The organism is Rhodanobacter sp. Soil_C_14 (genome assembly GCF_057657335.1).
This window is the reverse complement of the sequence record NZ_JBDGIQ010000001.1, coordinates 12,878-28,179: the sequence shown is the minus strand read 5'-3', so window position 1 is coordinate 28,179 and position 15,302 is coordinate 12,878. Positions and strand designations below refer to the sequence as shown.

The 15,302-nt window shown below is 68.4% G+C and carries 13 protein-coding genes and 1 pseudogene; 3 read left to right on the top strand and 11 right to left on the bottom strand.

Annotated elements, in window-relative coordinates; genetic code table 11:
- Positions 1–39: 39 nt before the first annotated feature.
- A complete protein-coding gene (locus tag AC3A56_RS00120; RefSeq protein ID WP_487768933.1) occupies positions 40–1,509 on the bottom strand; it encodes a phospholipase D-like domain-containing protein in 1,470 nt (489 codons plus the stop codon).
- 66 nt (positions 1,510–1,575) lie between these two features.
- On the opposite strand from AC3A56_RS00120, the gene AC3A56_RS00115 reads away from it, so the two are divergent.
- Positions 1,576–3,582, top strand: a complete 2,007-nt coding sequence (locus tag AC3A56_RS00115; RefSeq protein ID WP_487768932.1) for an acetyl-CoA hydrolase/transferase C-terminal domain-containing protein — start codon at positions 1,576–1,578, stop codon at positions 3,580–3,582.
- 16 nt (positions 3,583–3,598) lie between these two features.
- On the opposite strand, the pseudogene ccoS reads toward AC3A56_RS00115, so the two are convergent.
- The 7 genes and pseudogenes from ccoS to ccoN form a co-directional block, all read right to left on the bottom strand.
- Positions 3,599–3,721, bottom strand: a pseudogene (ccoS, locus tag AC3A56_RS00110) (cbb3-type cytochrome oxidase assembly protein CcoS); the annotation flags it as partial.
- Positions 3,718–5,976, bottom strand: coding sequence for a heavy metal translocating P-type ATPase (locus AC3A56_RS00105; RefSeq protein WP_487768931.1), 2,259 nt, complete (start codon positions 5,974–5,976; stop codon positions 3,718–3,720). The pseudogene ccoS and the gene AC3A56_RS00105, both read right to left, overlap by 4 nt.
- Complete coding sequence (locus tag AC3A56_RS00100) at positions 5,973–6,122, bottom strand: hypothetical protein (RefSeq protein ID WP_487768930.1); 150 nt, start codon at positions 6,120–6,122, stop codon at positions 5,973–5,975. Before AC3A56_RS00100 ends, AC3A56_RS00105 begins: the two co-directional genes overlap by 4 nt.
- 79 nt (positions 6,123–6,201) lie before the next feature.
- A complete protein-coding gene (ccoP, locus tag AC3A56_RS00095) occupies positions 6,202–7,110 on the bottom strand; it encodes a cytochrome-c oxidase, cbb3-type subunit III (RefSeq protein WP_487768929.1) in 909 nt (302 codons plus the stop codon).
- Positions 7,107–7,289: a cbb3-type cytochrome oxidase subunit 3 gene (locus AC3A56_RS00090; RefSeq protein WP_056719020.1), complete on the bottom strand. Its 183-nt coding sequence runs from the start codon at positions 7,287–7,289 to the stop codon at positions 7,107–7,109. Before AC3A56_RS00090 ends, ccoP begins: the two co-directional genes overlap by 4 nt.
- Positions 7,286–7,936: a cytochrome-c oxidase, cbb3-type subunit II gene (ccoO, locus tag AC3A56_RS00085; protein WP_487768928.1), complete on the bottom strand. Its 651-nt coding sequence runs from the start codon at positions 7,934–7,936 to the stop codon at positions 7,286–7,288. Before ccoO ends, AC3A56_RS00090 begins: the two co-directional genes overlap by 4 nt.
- A gap of 13 nt (positions 7,937–7,949) precedes the next feature.
- Positions 7,950–9,416 (bottom strand): cytochrome-c oxidase, cbb3-type subunit I, encoded by a 1,467-nt coding sequence (gene ccoN / locus AC3A56_RS00080; protein WP_487768927.1) that lies wholly within the window; start codon positions 9,414–9,416, stop codon positions 7,950–7,952.
- Positions 9,417–9,644: 228 nt separating this feature from the next.
- Here ccoN and ispG point away from each other — a divergent pair, with 228 nt between their 5' ends.
- Positions 9,645–10,904: a flavodoxin-dependent (E)-4-hydroxy-3-methylbut-2-enyl-diphosphate synthase gene (gene ispG / locus AC3A56_RS00075; protein ID WP_487768926.1), complete on the top strand. Its 1,260-nt coding sequence runs from the start codon at positions 9,645–9,647 to the stop codon at positions 10,902–10,904.
- Between the two features lie 24 nt (positions 10,905–10,928).
- On the opposite strand, the gene aat is transcribed toward ispG, so the two are convergent.
- The 3 genes from aat to trxB form a co-directional block, all read right to left on the bottom strand.
- Positions 10,929–11,669: a leucyl/phenylalanyl-tRNA--protein transferase gene (gene aat / locus AC3A56_RS00070; RefSeq protein WP_487768925.1), complete on the bottom strand. Its 741-nt coding sequence runs from the start codon at positions 11,667–11,669 to the stop codon at positions 10,929–10,931.
- The gene (locus tag AC3A56_RS00065) at positions 11,666–12,811 is read right to left on the bottom strand and encodes a GNAT family N-acetyltransferase (RefSeq protein ID WP_487768924.1); all 1,146 of its coding nucleotides are present in this window, start codon (positions 12,809–12,811) and stop codon (positions 11,666–11,668) included. Before AC3A56_RS00065 ends, aat begins: the two co-directional genes overlap by 4 nt.
- A gap of 245 nt (positions 12,812–13,056) precedes the next feature.
- Complete coding sequence (trxB, locus tag AC3A56_RS00060; protein WP_056719038.1) at positions 13,057–14,019, bottom strand: thioredoxin-disulfide reductase; 963 nt, start codon at positions 14,017–14,019, stop codon at positions 13,057–13,059.
- A 216-nt stretch (positions 14,020–14,235) separates the two neighbouring features.
- Here trxB and ald point away from each other — a divergent pair, with 216 nt between their 5' ends.
- On the top strand, positions 14,236–15,300 hold the full coding sequence (gene ald / locus AC3A56_RS00055; protein WP_487768923.1) for an alanine dehydrogenase: 1,065 nt from the start codon (positions 14,236–14,238) through the stop codon (positions 15,298–15,300).
- Positions 15,301–15,302 lie beyond the last annotated feature (2 nt).

The following is a 15,302-nucleotide window of genomic DNA, read 5'->3' as shown; positions in this document are numbered from 1 at the left end:
GCGGTAAGCGCAGGAACAGCATCAAGACCGTCCGCCGCTTCAGTCGTCGTCGCCCGCGTCGCGCAGTTCGCGCCAGCGGCGCTTGCGTACGCGCCAGCTGCGGATGCCCAGGTTCAAGGCGAACCAGACCGCGATGACGCCGAGCGGCCAGCCGATCCAGGCCGGCCACAGGAAGGCCACCACCGCCAACGCAAGCAGCACGCCAGCGCCGATCATCAGCGGGCTGCTGCTGGTGTCGCCCAGCACGCGGCGGTTGGTCAGCGCCGCGCCGACACTGTTGGCGATGCGCAAGGCGCCCGCTGCCGCGCGACCGGAACTGCCGCCGCCGTGGCGTACCCGTGGCCGTCGCGCCTCGCTGCTGCACACCCGTTCGCTCTCGCCGTTGCCGCCACGGCGCCGGCGCGAGGCCAGCACGATCTCGGTGGCGTTGCCCAGGTCCTTTTCGTATTGCGCGGCCAGCTGGCCGGCGAAGCCGTCATCCTCCACCGCCACGTCGATCTCGTGGTTGCCCAGCCAGCTGGCGATGTTGAGGTTGGACGAGCCGACCCGGGCCCACTGGTCATCGGCCACCGCGGTCTTGGCGTGCAGCATCGAACCGTTCCACTCGAACACCCGGATGCCGGCCTTCAGCAGCGGCCGGTAGCCCGAGCGCGACATGCCCGCCACCACCGGGATGTCGCTGCTGCCGGGCACCAGCAGGCGCACGTCCACGCCATCGCGGGCAGCGGCGATCAGCGCCTGCACGTAGGGGGCGACGCCCACGAAATAGGCATCGGTCAGCCACAGCGTCTTGCGCGCCATCGAGGCGATCAGCTGGTCCAGCCGGTACATGCCGGCGGTAGACGGCTGGGTGGCGATCACCCGCAGCGACACCTCGCCGACCGGACTTTCCGCCACCGGCGCCGCCGGCAGCGGGCGCAGCGCGGCGCCGGTCTCGCCCCAGCTTTGCGCGAAGGCGGCCTCCAGCTCGGCCACGGCCGGCCCCTGCAACGCCATGCCGGTGTCGCGCCACGGCGGCACGTTGCGCCGCTCGTCGCCCAGCCACTTCGCGCTGATGCACACGCCGGACAGGAAACCCTGGACGCCATCCACCACCAGCAGCTTGCGATGGTCGCGACTGATCCAGCCCATTGGCTGGCCCAGCCGGGGTGGATTGAACACGCGCACTTCGCCACCGGCCGCGTGCAGCGGTGCCCAGAACGAACGGCGCGACTGGCCGAGGCATCCGACCCAGTCGGTGACCACGGCGACGAACACGCCGGAGCGGGCGCGCTCGACCAGGGCGTCACGGAACGCGCGACCGACCTCGTCGTCGCGCACGATGTAGTTTTCCAGCAGCACCCGATGCTGCGCGCCGCGGATCGCCGCCAGCCAGGCGTCGTAATGGGCGGCTGCATCGATCAGCAACTGCACCGCATTGCCGCTGAGCAGGGGCGCGCCGGCCGCGCGGCTCAAGGCCTGCTCGGCCAGCAGGCGGCTCGGGGTGGAGGGGATCAGGGGTGTGGGCATGGGCCGAGTGTAGGCGATGGCCTGTCGACGCGGCGCCTTCATCGGCCTTCTGGCATCATCGCGCGCATGCCGATCGAGCAACGCTACGCCGACACCGATGCCTGCGCACGCTACCTGATGGACGTGCTGGGGCCGGACCTGCGCATCGCCGCGCCGCTGGGCCTGGGCAAGCCGCACGAACTGCTCAATGCGATCTACCGGGCGATCAGCGCCGACGCCACGCGCTCGATGCGTCTGTATACCGCGCTGTCGCTGACCCGGCCGCAGGCGTCGCCGGGACTGGAGCAGCGCTTCCTGCAACCGTTCCTGGAACGCCACTTCGGCGCCGACGCGGTCGATCCGCAGTACGCGCTGGACCAGGCGCGCGACGCGCTGCCGGCCAACGTCGAGGTGCACGAGTTCTACCTGCAGTCGGGCGCGATGCTGCATTCGGGCAGCGCGCAACGCAGCTACATCAGCCAGAACTACACCCACGTCGCGCGCGACCTGGTGGTGCAGGACATCAACCTGCTGGTGCAACTGGTGGCTCGTCGCGAGGGACCCGACGGGGTGCACTACAGCCTGTCGTGCAATCCGGACCTGACCCTGGATTTCCTGCGGCTGACCCAGCTGGCCGGCAAGCCGCGGCCAATGTGCGTGGCGGTGGTGCATCCGGATCTGCCGTATCTCGGCGGGGACGCCGAGGTGGCCGAAACCTACTTCGACGTGGAGCTGCGGCCGCCACATTCGCCGCCGCTGTTCGCGCTGCCCCGCGCGCCGGTGGGCCTGGCCGAGTATGCGTTGGGCCTGCATGCCAGCGCGCTGGTGAAGGATGGCGGCTGCCTGCAGATCGGCATCGGCGCATTGTCCGATGCGCTGGTGAAGGCCTTGCTGCTGCGCCAGCAGAACAACATCCAGTGGCGTCGCGCCCTGGTGGCGCTGGACCCGGCCGGCGTCACCCATGCACTGGCCGGCTGGCAGGGCGGGCTGGCCCCGTTCGAGGCCGGCCTGTACGGCGCCAGCGAGATGGTGATGGACGGCTTCATGCACCTGCAGCGGGGCGGCATCCTCAAGCGGCGCAGCTGGGACAACCTGGCGCTGGAACGCGCCGCGGCGGCGGGCCGGCTCAATCCGGAAACGCCGGGCGGGCACTACCTGCGCGGCGCGTTCTTCCTGGGCTCGCGCGAGTTGTACGCCTGGCTCGACGCCACCGAGGCGGCCGACCCGGACGCGATCGACATGTGCGCGGTGTCCAACGTCAACCAGCTCTACGGCACGCACCAGTCGCTGGCCATGCTGCAGCGGCGCGGCGCCCGCTTCTTCAACACCTGCATGATGGCCACCGCGCTGGGCGCGGTGGTGTCAGACACGCTGGAGGACGGCGGCGTGGTCAGCGGGGTTGGCGGCCAGTACAACTTCGTGGCGATGGCGCACGAACTGCCCGACGCGCGCTCGGTGCTGCTGCTGCGCGCCACCCGCAGCAGCAAGGGCGGCATCGAGAGCAACATCCGCTGGAACTACGGCCAGACCACCATCCCGCGCCACCTGCGCGACATCATCATCACCGAATACGGCATTGCCGACCTGCGTGGCAAGAGCGACAGCGAGTGCATCGAGGCGATGCTGGCGATCACCGACGCGCGTTTCCTCGACGCGCTGTGCGCCGAGGCCAAGGCGCACGGCAAGCTGGCCGCAGACTTCGTGATACCCGACAGCTGGCGCCTGCACCGCCCGCTCCACCTGCGCAAGACGCTGGCGCCGTTCCGGCAGCACGGCGTGCTGCCCGAATTTCCATTCGGCAGCGATTTCAGCGAAGTCGAGCAATGCCTGTTGCCGGCGCTGGAGTGGCTGAAACACGCCGGCGCCAGCTGGCGCGGCAAGCTCGGCCTGCTGCTGGCCGCGTGTCGACCGGGCGAAGTGGCGCCGGGTGAGGCCGAGGCCCTGGCGCGCATGGGCCTGGTCGATCCGCTTACGCTGGCCGATCGCCTGCAGCGTCGCCTGTTGCAGGTGGCCCTGCGTCGGCAGGTGCCGACCGATCGGCCGGCGCCTCCGCCGGTGGATCAACCGGCAAACCAGCGGGCGTCGGGTCCGTAGCCGGCTCGTCCAGCAGTGGCAGGACCGCCGGGCTGTCCAGGTCGTCGAACTGCTGGTGGTTGACCGCCCAGAAGAACAGCCGCACGGCCACGACCACGATCACCAGGGTCACCGGAATCAGCACCAGCAGGATGTTCATGCGGGCAACTCGCGTGCGCCGGTGGCCGGGCCGGCGCGGTCATCGGCCGTGGCCTCCGGCCGTCCCACGCGCAGCGCGTTCAGCACCACCACCAGCGAGCTGAGCGACATGCCGATGCCGGCCAGCCACGGCGGCACCATGCCGAACGCGGCGAACGGCACCGCGCAAAGGTTGTAGGCCAGCGCCCAGCGGCGGCTCTGCGCGGTGACCTGCTGCAGCTGACGGGCGATCGCGCGTGCGTCGATGAGTCCGTTCAGACGTCCATCCATCAGCAGCAGGTCGGCATGGGCCTGGGCCAGTTCGGTGCCGGAGGCCAGCGCCGCGGAGACGTCGGCACCGGCCAGCAGCGGCGCGTCGTTGCTGCCGTCGCCCACTGCCAGCGTGGTGTGGCCCTCGGCATGGGCTGCCTGCAGGCGTTCGAGCTTGTCGGCCGGCGACTGCCGGGCGTGCCATTCGGCGATGCCGAGGCGGGCGGCCATCGTGGCCACGCGACTGCTCGCGTCGCCGCTGGCCATGCTGGTGGTGATACCGTCCCCGCGCAGCCGTTCGAGCACGTGTTGCGCATCGGTGCGCGGTTGTTCGTCGAGATGGAAGGCCGCGATGACGCCGTCCGCGTCGGTCAGCAGCAAGGCATCCGCAACACCGGCGGGAGCCGGCTGGCCGCTGGGCGCCAGCGCGTAGTCGGCGCGTCCCAGCCACAGTGCGCGACCGGCCACCTCGCCCGAAATGCCGGCGCCGGCCGCCACCTGCACCGATTGCGCCTGCAGCGGCAAGGCCTGCTGGCGCGCGGCATCGGCCAGGGCGCGGGCCAGCGGATGCGAGCTTTCATGCGCCAGCGCGGCGGCCAGCTGCAGCACCCGCTCGACGCTGTCGCCGCGCAGGGGTTCGACCGCGCGGCGCTGCAGTTGCGGCACGGTCAGCGTGCCGGTCTTGTCGAACAGGGCGTAGTCGACCTCGGCCAGCCGGCCCAGCGCATCGCCGCTGGTCACCAGCACGCCGCGCCCGGCCAGCACGCCGAGCGCCCGGGTCAGCGTGGCCGGGCGGGTCAACGCGAAGGCGCAGGGGCAGGCGACTACCAGCACCGCCACCGCCGCCTCGAACGCACGCGCCGGATCGACCAGCAGCCAGCCGATGGCGGTGAGCGTGGTCAGGCCCAGCACCCGCGCCACGAAGCGGCCGACCACGCGATCGCTGGCCGCGATCGTCGAGCGCGCCTGCCGCGCACGGGTGGCCAGTTCGCCCAGTCGCGCCACCGCGGTGGTGTCGCCGCTGTGCTCCACGAGCAATTCGGCCGGGCCGGACACCAGCACGCTGCCGGCGATCAGGAGCTCGCCGCGCACGCGTCGCACCGGTCGCGATTCGCCCGACAGCAGCGCTTCGTCCACCTCGACGTGGGCGCTCTGCAACACGCCGTCGGCGGGCACACGGGTGCCTTCGGCGATGTGCACGCGGTCGCCGGGCAGCAGGGTCATCGCAGGCACGGTTTCCAGTTCGCCGTCGGCACGGCGGCGCTGCGCCAGCAAGGGTGCGCCGTCGATCACCGCGTCACCCATCGCGCCGCTGCGATGACGCGAGCGCAGTTCCAGGTAGCGTCCGCCCAGCAGCAGGAACACGAACATGGTCACCGAGTCGAAATAGATCTCGCCGCTGCCGCGCAGCGTGTTGAACATGCTGGCCAGGAACACCAGGGCCACCGCCAGCGCCACCGGCAGGTTGATGCCGAGCCGGCGTTCGCGCAGTTCCTGCGCCGCGCCGCGGAAGAACGGCAGCGCCGAATAGAACACCACCGGCACGCTGGTCAGCAGGCCGAGCCAGCGGAACAGGTTGCGTGTGCTGAAGTCGACGAAATCGACCACGCCGATGTAGATGACGAAGGCGTACGTCATCACCTGCATCGAGCACATGCCGGCCACCAGCAGGCGCTTCAGCGCATCGTGCTGTTCCTGCGAGCGGACGTCGTCGATGCTGTCGTGCTGCAGCGGCTGCGCCGGGCAGCCGGCCGCGGCGAAATTCGCCAGCAGGGTGGGCAGCGGCGTGCGGCCGGCATCCAGCACCACGCGCACCCGGCGCGCCGGGCGATCGATGGCGACACGTTTTATGCCGGGCAGCGAGCGGATCAGTTGTTCCAGCCGCAGCACCTGCCGCGCATCGGCCAAGGATTCGACCGACAGGGCGACCTCGCTGCTGCCGTCGCGACGGGGGCGCAGCACCTGCGCGGCAAGTTGCGGATGGGCCCACGCCGCGTAGTCGTTCATCGCGGCGGGTCGGTGGTTGGCGGGGGCGGCGCGGCGCTATGCGCGCTGACCGGTACGCCGAACACGGTGTGCGAGGTGTCCAGCGGCGTGTCGGCGTAGCGGGTGCCCACCACGATCAGCCACACGCAACCGGCGATCGATGCCACGAAGACGAACGCTCCCAGCCATACGATCGGCTGTCGATACCATGCTGATCCGCGGGCCGATCCGTGCCGGGCGGCGGGGTCATTGCCGTTGTTCATCGACCGGGTGCGACAGCTGGTAGACGTAGGCGGCGACCACGCGGATCTGGTCGTCGGACAGGCGCGGGCTCCATGCCGGCATGTGGCCCTGGCGTCCTTCGCCGATGGTCTTCTCGATGTCGGCCACGCTGCCGCCATGCAGCCAGACCTTGTCGGTGAGGTTGGGTGCACCCAGCGCCGGATTGCCCTTGCCATCGGCGCCGTGGCAGGCCGCGCAAGTGGCGAACATCGGCTGGCCGGCGGCGGCCTTCGCCGCGTCGTGCGGTGCGCCGGACAGGCTCAGCACGTACTGCGCCAGGTTCTTGACGTTGTCCGCGCCCAGGCTGGCCCACGGCGGCATCACGCCGCTGCGGCCGTCGTGGATCGAAGTGGTGATGTCGCTGCCGCCGCCACCGTACAGCCAGTCGCTGTCGGCGAGGTTCGGCGCGCCCAGCGCCACGTTGCCCTTCGCGCTGCGCTGGTGGCAGGCGGCGCAGTTGTCCTCGAACAGCACCTTGCCCATCTGCAGGGCGGCCGGATCGCTGGCCAGTTGCTCGACCGGGTAGAGCTTGAAGCGCTCCATCAGCGGCGCCAGCTCGGCTTCGTTGGCGGCCACATTGCGGGCCAGTTCGCCATGCGAAGTCCAGCCGAGCACGCCCTTGAAGCTGCCGAAGCCGGGAAACAGCGCCAGGTAGACGAAGCCGGCCACGAACATCGCCCCGGAGAACACCACCCACCACAGCGGCAGCTTGCGCACGCCTTCGCGCAGCACGCCGTGGGCCCAGACGTGACCGCTGGTGCCGTCGGGCAGGGTGGGGATCTTCGCGCGCGGGCCCCACAGGAACAGGAAGAACGTGATGCCCATGTTCAGCACTACCAGGAACATCACCCACAACGACCATCCCGTGCTCATGGGCGATTCTCCTCGGTGCCGGTTTCGGCTTCGTCTTCCATCGGCAGCCTGGCCATGCGGTTGAACGTGGGCTTGTGGTATCTCCGCCAGGCCCAGAACCAGATGCCGATGAAGGTGAACATCATCAGCAGGATGATGGCGCCGGCAACGTGGCCCCAGGCCGGATTCATCGGGGTCATGGCGCACCTCCCGCGCTGGCCGGAGCCGCTGCCGGGTCAGGCTCGTTCCTGATGCCCAGGCCTTGCAGGTAGGCGACCAGGGCGTCCATCTCGGTCTTGCCTTCCACCGCGGCGGGCGCGCTGGCGATGTCCGCATCGCTGTACGGGTCGCCCAGCTTGCGCAGGACGCGCATGCGCGCCTGCACGTCGGCGGCGTCGAGTTTCTTCCCGGCGAGCCACGGGTAGGCGGGCATGTTCGACTGCGGCACGACCTGGCGCGGGTCCATCAGATGCATGCGCTGCCAGTCGTCGGAATACTTGCCACCCACGCGCGCCAGGTCCGGGCCGGTGCGCTTGGAGCCCCACTGGAACGGGCGGTCGTAGACCGATTCGGCCGCGGTGGAGAAATGTCCGTAGCGCTGGGTCTCGAAACGCAGCGCGCGGATCATCTGCGAGTGGCACAGGTAGCAGCCCTCGCGCACGTAGACGTCCTTGCCGGCCAGTCGCAGCGGGTCGTACGGATGGACGCCGGGCGGCGCTTCCAGCGTGTGCGCCTCGATGAACAGCGGGGTGATCTCGGCCAGGCCGCCCAGCGAGACCATGATGGCGATGCCGACCGCCAGCAGGCCGGCGTGTTTTTCGATTGCTTCGAAATGCTTGTAAGCCATGTCGGTCTCTTCCTCAGCCGGCCGCGGGCAGTGGCGCGGGTACCTGATGCGGCACCGGTTCGGGGATGGGCACGGGAATCGGCTTGATCAGCCGCGCGCGGGCGTCGGACGCCGTATGCCAGAGGTTCCATGCCATCACCCACATGCCCGACAGGATGAACACACCACCCAGCCAGCGGATGACGTACATCGGCTTGATCGCGATCAGGCTGTCCAGGAAACCGTAGGTCAGCGCACCGTCGGGGTTGGTGGCGCGCCACATCAGGCCTTCGGTGACGCCGGCGGTCCACATCGAGCCCACGTACAGCAGGGTGCCCATGATGTGCAGCCAGAAGTGCACTTCCATGCCCTTGTGCGAATACATCTCCGGCCGCCCCAGTGCGCGGGGCGCCATCGCGTAGAGCGAGCCGATGGTGATCATCGCGACCCAGCCCAGCGAGCCGGAGTGCACGTGGGCGATGGTCCAGTCGGTATAGTGCGACAGCGAGTTCACCGTCTTGATCGCCATCATCGAGCCTTCGAAGGTCGAGGCGGCGTAGAACACCAGCGATATCACCATGAACTTCGCGGCGGGGTCGGTCTTCAGCCGCCACCACGAGCCGTTGAAGGTGAGCAGGCCGTTGGCGGCCGAGCCCAGGCTGGGCATCAGCAGCACCAGCGAGAATGCCATGCCCACCGACTGCACCCAGTCGGGCAGGGCGGTGTACATCAGGTGGTGCGCGCCGGCCCACATGTAGACCGAGATCAGCGCCCAGAAATTGACGATCGAGAAACGGTAGCTCCACAGCGGCTGCTGCGCCTGCCGCGGCACGAAGTAGTACATCATCCCCAGGAAGCCGGCGGTGAGGAAGAACGCCACCGCATTGTGGCCGTACCACCACTGCACCATCGCGTCGACCACGCCCGAATAGATCGGGTACGACTTGGTCCACGACACCGGCAGGGCCAGGTTGTTGACGATGTGCAGCAGGCCCACGGCAATGATGAACGCGCCGTAGTACCAGTTCGCCACGTAGATATGCTTGATGCGCCGGCGCGCCAGGCTGCCGAAGAACACCACGCCGAAACTCACCCAGACCACCGCGATCAGGATGTCGATGAACCATTCCGGCTCGGCGTATTCCTTGCTCTGGGTCAGCCCCAGCGGCATCGTGGTCATCGCCAGCACGCAGACCAGTTGCCAGCCCCAGAAGGTGAACCCGGCCAGCTTGGTGAACGCCAGGCGGGCATGGCCGGTGCGCTGCACCACGTAGTAGCAGGTGCCCATCAGCGCCGAGCCGCCGAAGGCAAAGATCACGCCGAAGGTGTGGTCGGGCCGGATGCGGCTGAAGGTCAGCCACGAGGTCTCGAAGTTCAGCGCCGGCCACATCAGTTCGGCGGCGGCGTAGACGCCGACGGACATGCCGATGATGCCCCATACGGCGGCGGCCAGCAGGAACTGGCGCACGACCCTGTCGTTGTAATACTCGGTGTTCGGCATGGGGTTTCCCGGCTGGATAACTGCGCAATTTTAGGAGAAGCATGAGGCGCCGTATTGACTCCGATCAAGCCGCTGCGTCAATTCGTCCATGGGACGAGCCTGCAGAAAGCCCCGGGGCCAGCGCGCGCCCGTTCAGCCTGCGCCGATTTGCCACGGAAGGGCAGTCCCGATCGGGTATTCTTGCCGGCATCGCCGCGAACCATCGCGACCTGTTATCCGGTTGAATCCATGAGTGAGATGGCTGTACAGAAAGCGCGCCCGGCCGAGCCGGCGCAACGCCGGCCCAGCGTGGCCGTGCATGTGGGCAAGGTGAAGGTGGGCGGCGGCGCGCCGATCGTGGTGCAGTCGATGACCAACACCGACACCGAAGATCCGGCCAGCACCGCGAAACAGATCGCCGAGCTGGCTCGCGCCGGCTCCGAGATGGTGCGCATCACGGTCAACACGCCGGCCGCGGCGGCCGCGGTGCCGCGCATCGCCGAGCGGCTGGCGATGATGGGCGTGGACGTGCCGATCGTGGGCGACTTCCACTACAACGGCCACCTGTTGCTCGAGCGCGAGCCGGCCTGCGCCGAGGCGCTGGCGAAATACCGGATCAATCCGGGCAACGTGGGCTTCGGCAAGAAGCACGAAAGCCAGTTCGCCTCGATCATCGAAAAGGCGCTGCGCTATGACAAGCCGGTGCGCATCGGCGCCAACTGGGGCTCGCTGGACCAGGGCATGGTCGCCGCGCTGATGGACGAGAATGCGCAGCGCGCTGACCCGTGGGACGCCTCGCACGTGGCGCGCGAGGCGCTGATCCGCTCGGCGCTGGACTCGGCGGCGCTGGCCGAGAAGCTTGGCCTGCCGCGCGACCGCATCATCCTGTCGTGCAAGGTCTCCGGCGTGCAGGAGCTGATCGCGGTGTATCGCGATCTGGCGATCCGCTGCGATTACGCGCTGCATCTTGGCCTGACCGAGGCCGGCATGGGTTCCAAGGGCATCACTGCCTCGGCCGCGGCGCTGGCCGTGCTGCTGCAGGAAGGCATCGGCGACACCATCCGCATCTCGCTCACGCCCGAACCCGGCGCCTCGCGCACCGGTGAGGTGATCGTGGCGCAGGAGCTGCTGCAGACCATGGGCCTGCGCTCGTTCACCCCCCTGGTCACCGCCTGTCCGGGTTGCGGGCGCACCACCAGCGAGTTCTTCCAGGAACTGGCCAAGACCGTGCAGGAACACGTGCGCGAGCAGATGCCGCTGTGGCGGGTGCAGTACGACGGCGTGGAAAACCTCACCCTGGCGGTGATGGGCTGCATCGTCAACGGACCCGGCGAATCCAAGCACGCCAACATCGGCATTTCGCTGCCGGGCAATGGCGAGGCGCCGGCGGCGCCGGTGTTCATCGACGGCGAGAAGGCGATGACCTTGCGTGGCGACAACATCGCCAACGAATTCGTGGGCATCCTCGACGACTACGTGGCGCGCAAGTACACCGCCCGGACCGGTTGATCGCGGCTGGAACGGGTTGGCCGATCAACCGTCCGTGTGGCTTGCCATGCAGGGCTGGAGCAGTTCGGGCGTCAGATCCGCCCAGCTGCCGATCCGTCCGGGCAACCGGCCCAGTCGCGCCACTTGTTGCAGGTAGGTCGTGCGGGGAATCTCGACGGCGCCCAGGCCCAGCGTGTGCGGGTTGCTGACCTGGGTGTCGAGCAGGGGAAAGCCCATCGCGTGCAGCAGTTGAGCGAGGGCGACCAGCGCCAGCTTCGAGCCGCCGCTTTCGGCGCTGAACATCGACTCGCCGCAGAACAGCCGACCGATCGCCACGCCGTAGATGCCGCCGACCAGGCGCTCGCCGTCCCACACTTCAATGCTGTGCGCATGGCCCAGCCGATGCAGTTGCACATAGGCGTCGATCATCGCCGGTACCAGCCAGGTGCCCGAGTCGTCGCGGCGCGGCTGTGCGCAGGCGCGGATCACCTGTTCGAACGCCTGGTCGACGGTGAGGTGCCAGTGCTGCCCCTTGAGTTGTCGACGCAAGCTGCGGTTGATCCGGACACTTTCTGTATTGAAGGTGCAGCGCGGGTCCGGTGACCACCACAGGATCGGCTCGCCCTCGCTGAACCAGGGAAAGATGCCCTGGCTGTACGCGGCCAGCAGGCGCTCCGGACCCAGGTCGCCGCCGAAGGCCAGCAGGCCGTTGGGTTCGGTCAGCGCCTCGCCGGGGTCGGGAAAGCGGTCCCATTGATGGGCGTCCAGCAGGGGCAGACGGATCATCGGGGTGCCGCCTCGTGCCGGGCATAGGGACTGTGTGCGGCCAGTTCGGCCGCGTAATCATCGACCGCCGCGGCCTCGTCGGCGAGCGCGTTCGCCACGGCGGCGCGAAAGTCCCGGTTGACCAGGTAATGGCGGGAATGCGTTCGCGCGGGCAGGAATCCCCGCGCCAGTTTGTGTTCGCCTTGCGCGCCCGGTTCGAAACGCTGCAGCCCCTGCGCGATGGCGTAGTCGATGCCGCGGTAGTAGCACAGTTCAAAATGCAGCCCCGGCACGTCCACGCTGGCGCCCCAGTAGCGGCCGTACAGCACGTTGCCGCCCTGGACGAACAGCGCCATCGCCACGATGTGGCCGTCATCGCGTGCCAGCGCCAGCTGGATCGCCGGCCCCAGTTCGCCCAGCCGAGCGAAGAATGCGGAGGTCAGCGCGGCGTGGTTGCCCTTCATGTCGAATGTCGCTTCGTACAGCTCATGCACGCGCGACCATTCCCCATCGCTCAGGCTGTCGCCAGGGCGCCATTCCACGGCCAGCCCGCTGGCGGCGACCTGGCGGCGTTCGTGCACGATGTTCTTGCGTTTCTTGTGGTTCAGCGCGGCCAGGAAGTCGGCGAAATCGCGATAGCTCCGGTTGTGCCAGTGGAACTGCACGTCCGACCGCGCCAGCCAGTCCGGCCCGAACGCGGCCAGTTCCTGCGCGGGCAGGAAGTTGGCGTGGAGTGATGACAGGCCCAGCCGCTCGGCTTCGTGCCGCATCGCCTGGACCAGTTCGAGCTGCAGTGCAGGCGCACGTTCGTCGCAACCGGCGAGCAGGCGCGGGCCGGGCACGGGCGAGTAGGGCACGCCGTTGAGCAGCTTGGGGTAATACTGCCCACCGGCGCGCTCCCACGCGCTGGCCCAGCTCCAGTCGAACACGAACTCGCCGTGCGAGTTGCCCTTCAGGTACAGCGGCGCGGCGGCAACCAGTCGGCCGTCGTCGTACAGGCCCAAGTGATGTGCCTGCCAGCCCCAGTCGGGGCGGATGCAGCCGCTGCTTTCCAGCGCCTGCAGAAAAGCGTGCGACACGAATGGATTGGCGTCCGCGCGCAACGCATCCCACGCCGCGGCAGGCAGTTCGGCGATCGCGGCGTGGAAGCGGATGTCGTGCATGGGGTGGGTGTGGGTACCTTGATGTCGGGGATTCGGGAATACGGGGATATGGGTGCGATGCTAGGCCGCTCTTTTGGCGTCATTCCCGCGAAAGCGGGAATCCATGTGGCTGTTTCGCCAAGACAGAATGGATTCCCGCTTTCGCGGGAATGACGGCTGTTCAGAAGAGTGCGCTGAACGCGATGCTCTTGCGATTCCCGATTCCCGATTCCCGATTCCCGATTCCCGATTCCCGATTCCGGCCCTCAGACCACCGGCGTCTGCTGGTCGAGCCAGCGCTCGGCGTCCAGTGCGGCCATGCAGCCGAAGCCGGCCGAGGTCACGGCCTGGCGGTACACGTGGTCGGCCACGTCGCCGGCGGCGAACACGCCCGGCACCGAGGTCATCGTGGCCATGCCGCCCTGGCCGCTGTGGATCCTGATGTAGCCGTCGTGCATGTCGAGCTGGCCTTCGAAGATGCCGGTGTTCGGCGTGTGGCCGATCGCCACGAAGAAGCCGGTGGCCTCGATGTCGCGGGTGACGCCGGAGTTGACGTCCTTCACGCGCACGCCGGTGACGCCGCTGTCGTCGCCCAGCACCTCGTCGATGGTGTGGTTCCAGACCAGCTCGATCTTGCCGGCGGCGGCCTTCTCGAACAGCTTGTCCTGCATGATCTTCTCGGCGCGCAGCTTGTCGCGGCGATGCACCAGGTAGACCTTGCGGCCGATGTTGGCCAGGTACAGCGCTTCCTCGACCGCGGTGTTGCCGCCGCCGATCACCACCACGTCCTGGTCGCGGAAGAAGAAGCCGTCGCAGGTGGCGCAGGCGGATACGCCCTTGCCCTTGAACTTCTCTTCGCTGGCGATGCCCAGGTACTTGGCGGTGGCGCCGGTGGTGACGATCAGCGCGTCACAGGTGTATTCACCCGAGTCGCCCTTGAGCCGGAAGGGTTTCTGCTTCAGGTCGACCGTGTGGATGTGGTCGAAGATCATCTCGGTGTGGAAGCGCTCGGCGTGCTCGGCCATGCGCTGCATCAGCGCCGGGCCCTGCAGGCCCTCGACGTCACCCGGCCAGTTGTCCACGTCGGTGGTGGTCATCAGCTGGCCACCCTGCTGCAGGCCGGTGATCATGGTCGGCTTCAGGTTGGCGCGCGCCGCATACACCGCTGCGGTGTAGCCGGCGGGGCCGGAGCCGAGGATCAGCAGGCGGCTGTGCTTGGGGGTGCTCATGGTTATAATCCTTGGGTTTGCTGGTGACTTGAGTGGCTATTCGCTCCAGCCCACGAGGCGGTTTCATCACCATGCGCGGGCTGACAACGACAAAGCGCACGAACCCCGGAAGGATGGGGAATACGCAGCACCGATTCAAGGTGCCGGCAGATCAACGACACCACCGCGGCGGTTGCGCGATGGATTTACAACGTGCTCCCACAGGATTCTTTCTCCATGCGTATCGGTATCCCCTCCGAAACCAAGACCCTTGAAGGTCGTGTTGCCCTCGTTCCCGCCGCCGCCGCCGACCTGGTGCGTCGTGGCCATGAAGTGTTCATCCAGTCCGGCGCCGGACTGAAGAGCGGCTTTGCCGACGAGGCCTATGTCAAGGAAGGCATCAAGATCGTGCCGGACGCCGCGGCGCTGTATGAAGCGGGCGAGCTGATCGTCAAGGTGAAGGAGCCGATCGCCGGCGACCTGGCCCTGCTGAAGAAGCATCACCTGTTGTTCTGCTACCTGCACCTGGCCGCCGAACCGGCGCTGACCAAAAGCCTGCTCGACATCGGCCTGACCGGCGTGGCGTTCGAATCGGTGGAAGAGAACGGCGGCCTGCCGCTGCTGCTGCCGATGTCGGTGATCGCCGGCCGTATCGCCACGCAGATCGGCACCACCCTGCTGCATCGTCCGCAGGGCGGCAAGGGCAAGCTGCTGGGCGGCATGGCCTCCACGCCGCGCGGCAAGGTCGTCGTGCTGGGCGCGGGTGCCGCCGGTGGCAACGCCGCTGCGCTGGCCGCTGCGGCTGGCGCCAACGTGGTGGTTTTCGACAAGCGCCAGGATCGTCTGGCCGAGATGATGGCGATGGGCCCTAACGTCACCGCGCTGTACGCCTACGAGTCGTCCGTGGCCGAGGAAGTGCGCGATGCCGACATCGTGGTCGGCGCCGTGCTGGTGCCCAGCGCCAAGGCGCCGCGGGTGGTCACCGAAGAAATGGTCAAGACGATGGAGCCGGGCAGCGTGCTGGTGGACATCGCGATCGACCAGGGCGGCTGCTTCGAGACCTCCAGGCCGACCACCTGGAAGGAGCCGACCTACGACGTGCATGGCGTCACCCACTTCTGCGTGACCAACATGCCCGGCGCCGTGCCGCAGACCTCGTCGCTGGCGATCTCCGCCGCGATCCTGCCCTATGTGCAGCGCCTGGCCGCCGGCAACGAGTGGCGCGAGTTCGAGCCGCTCAAGGTCGGCATCAACGTCGATGGCGGCAAGCTGGTGCATCCGGCGCTGCAAGGTATGCTCTGACC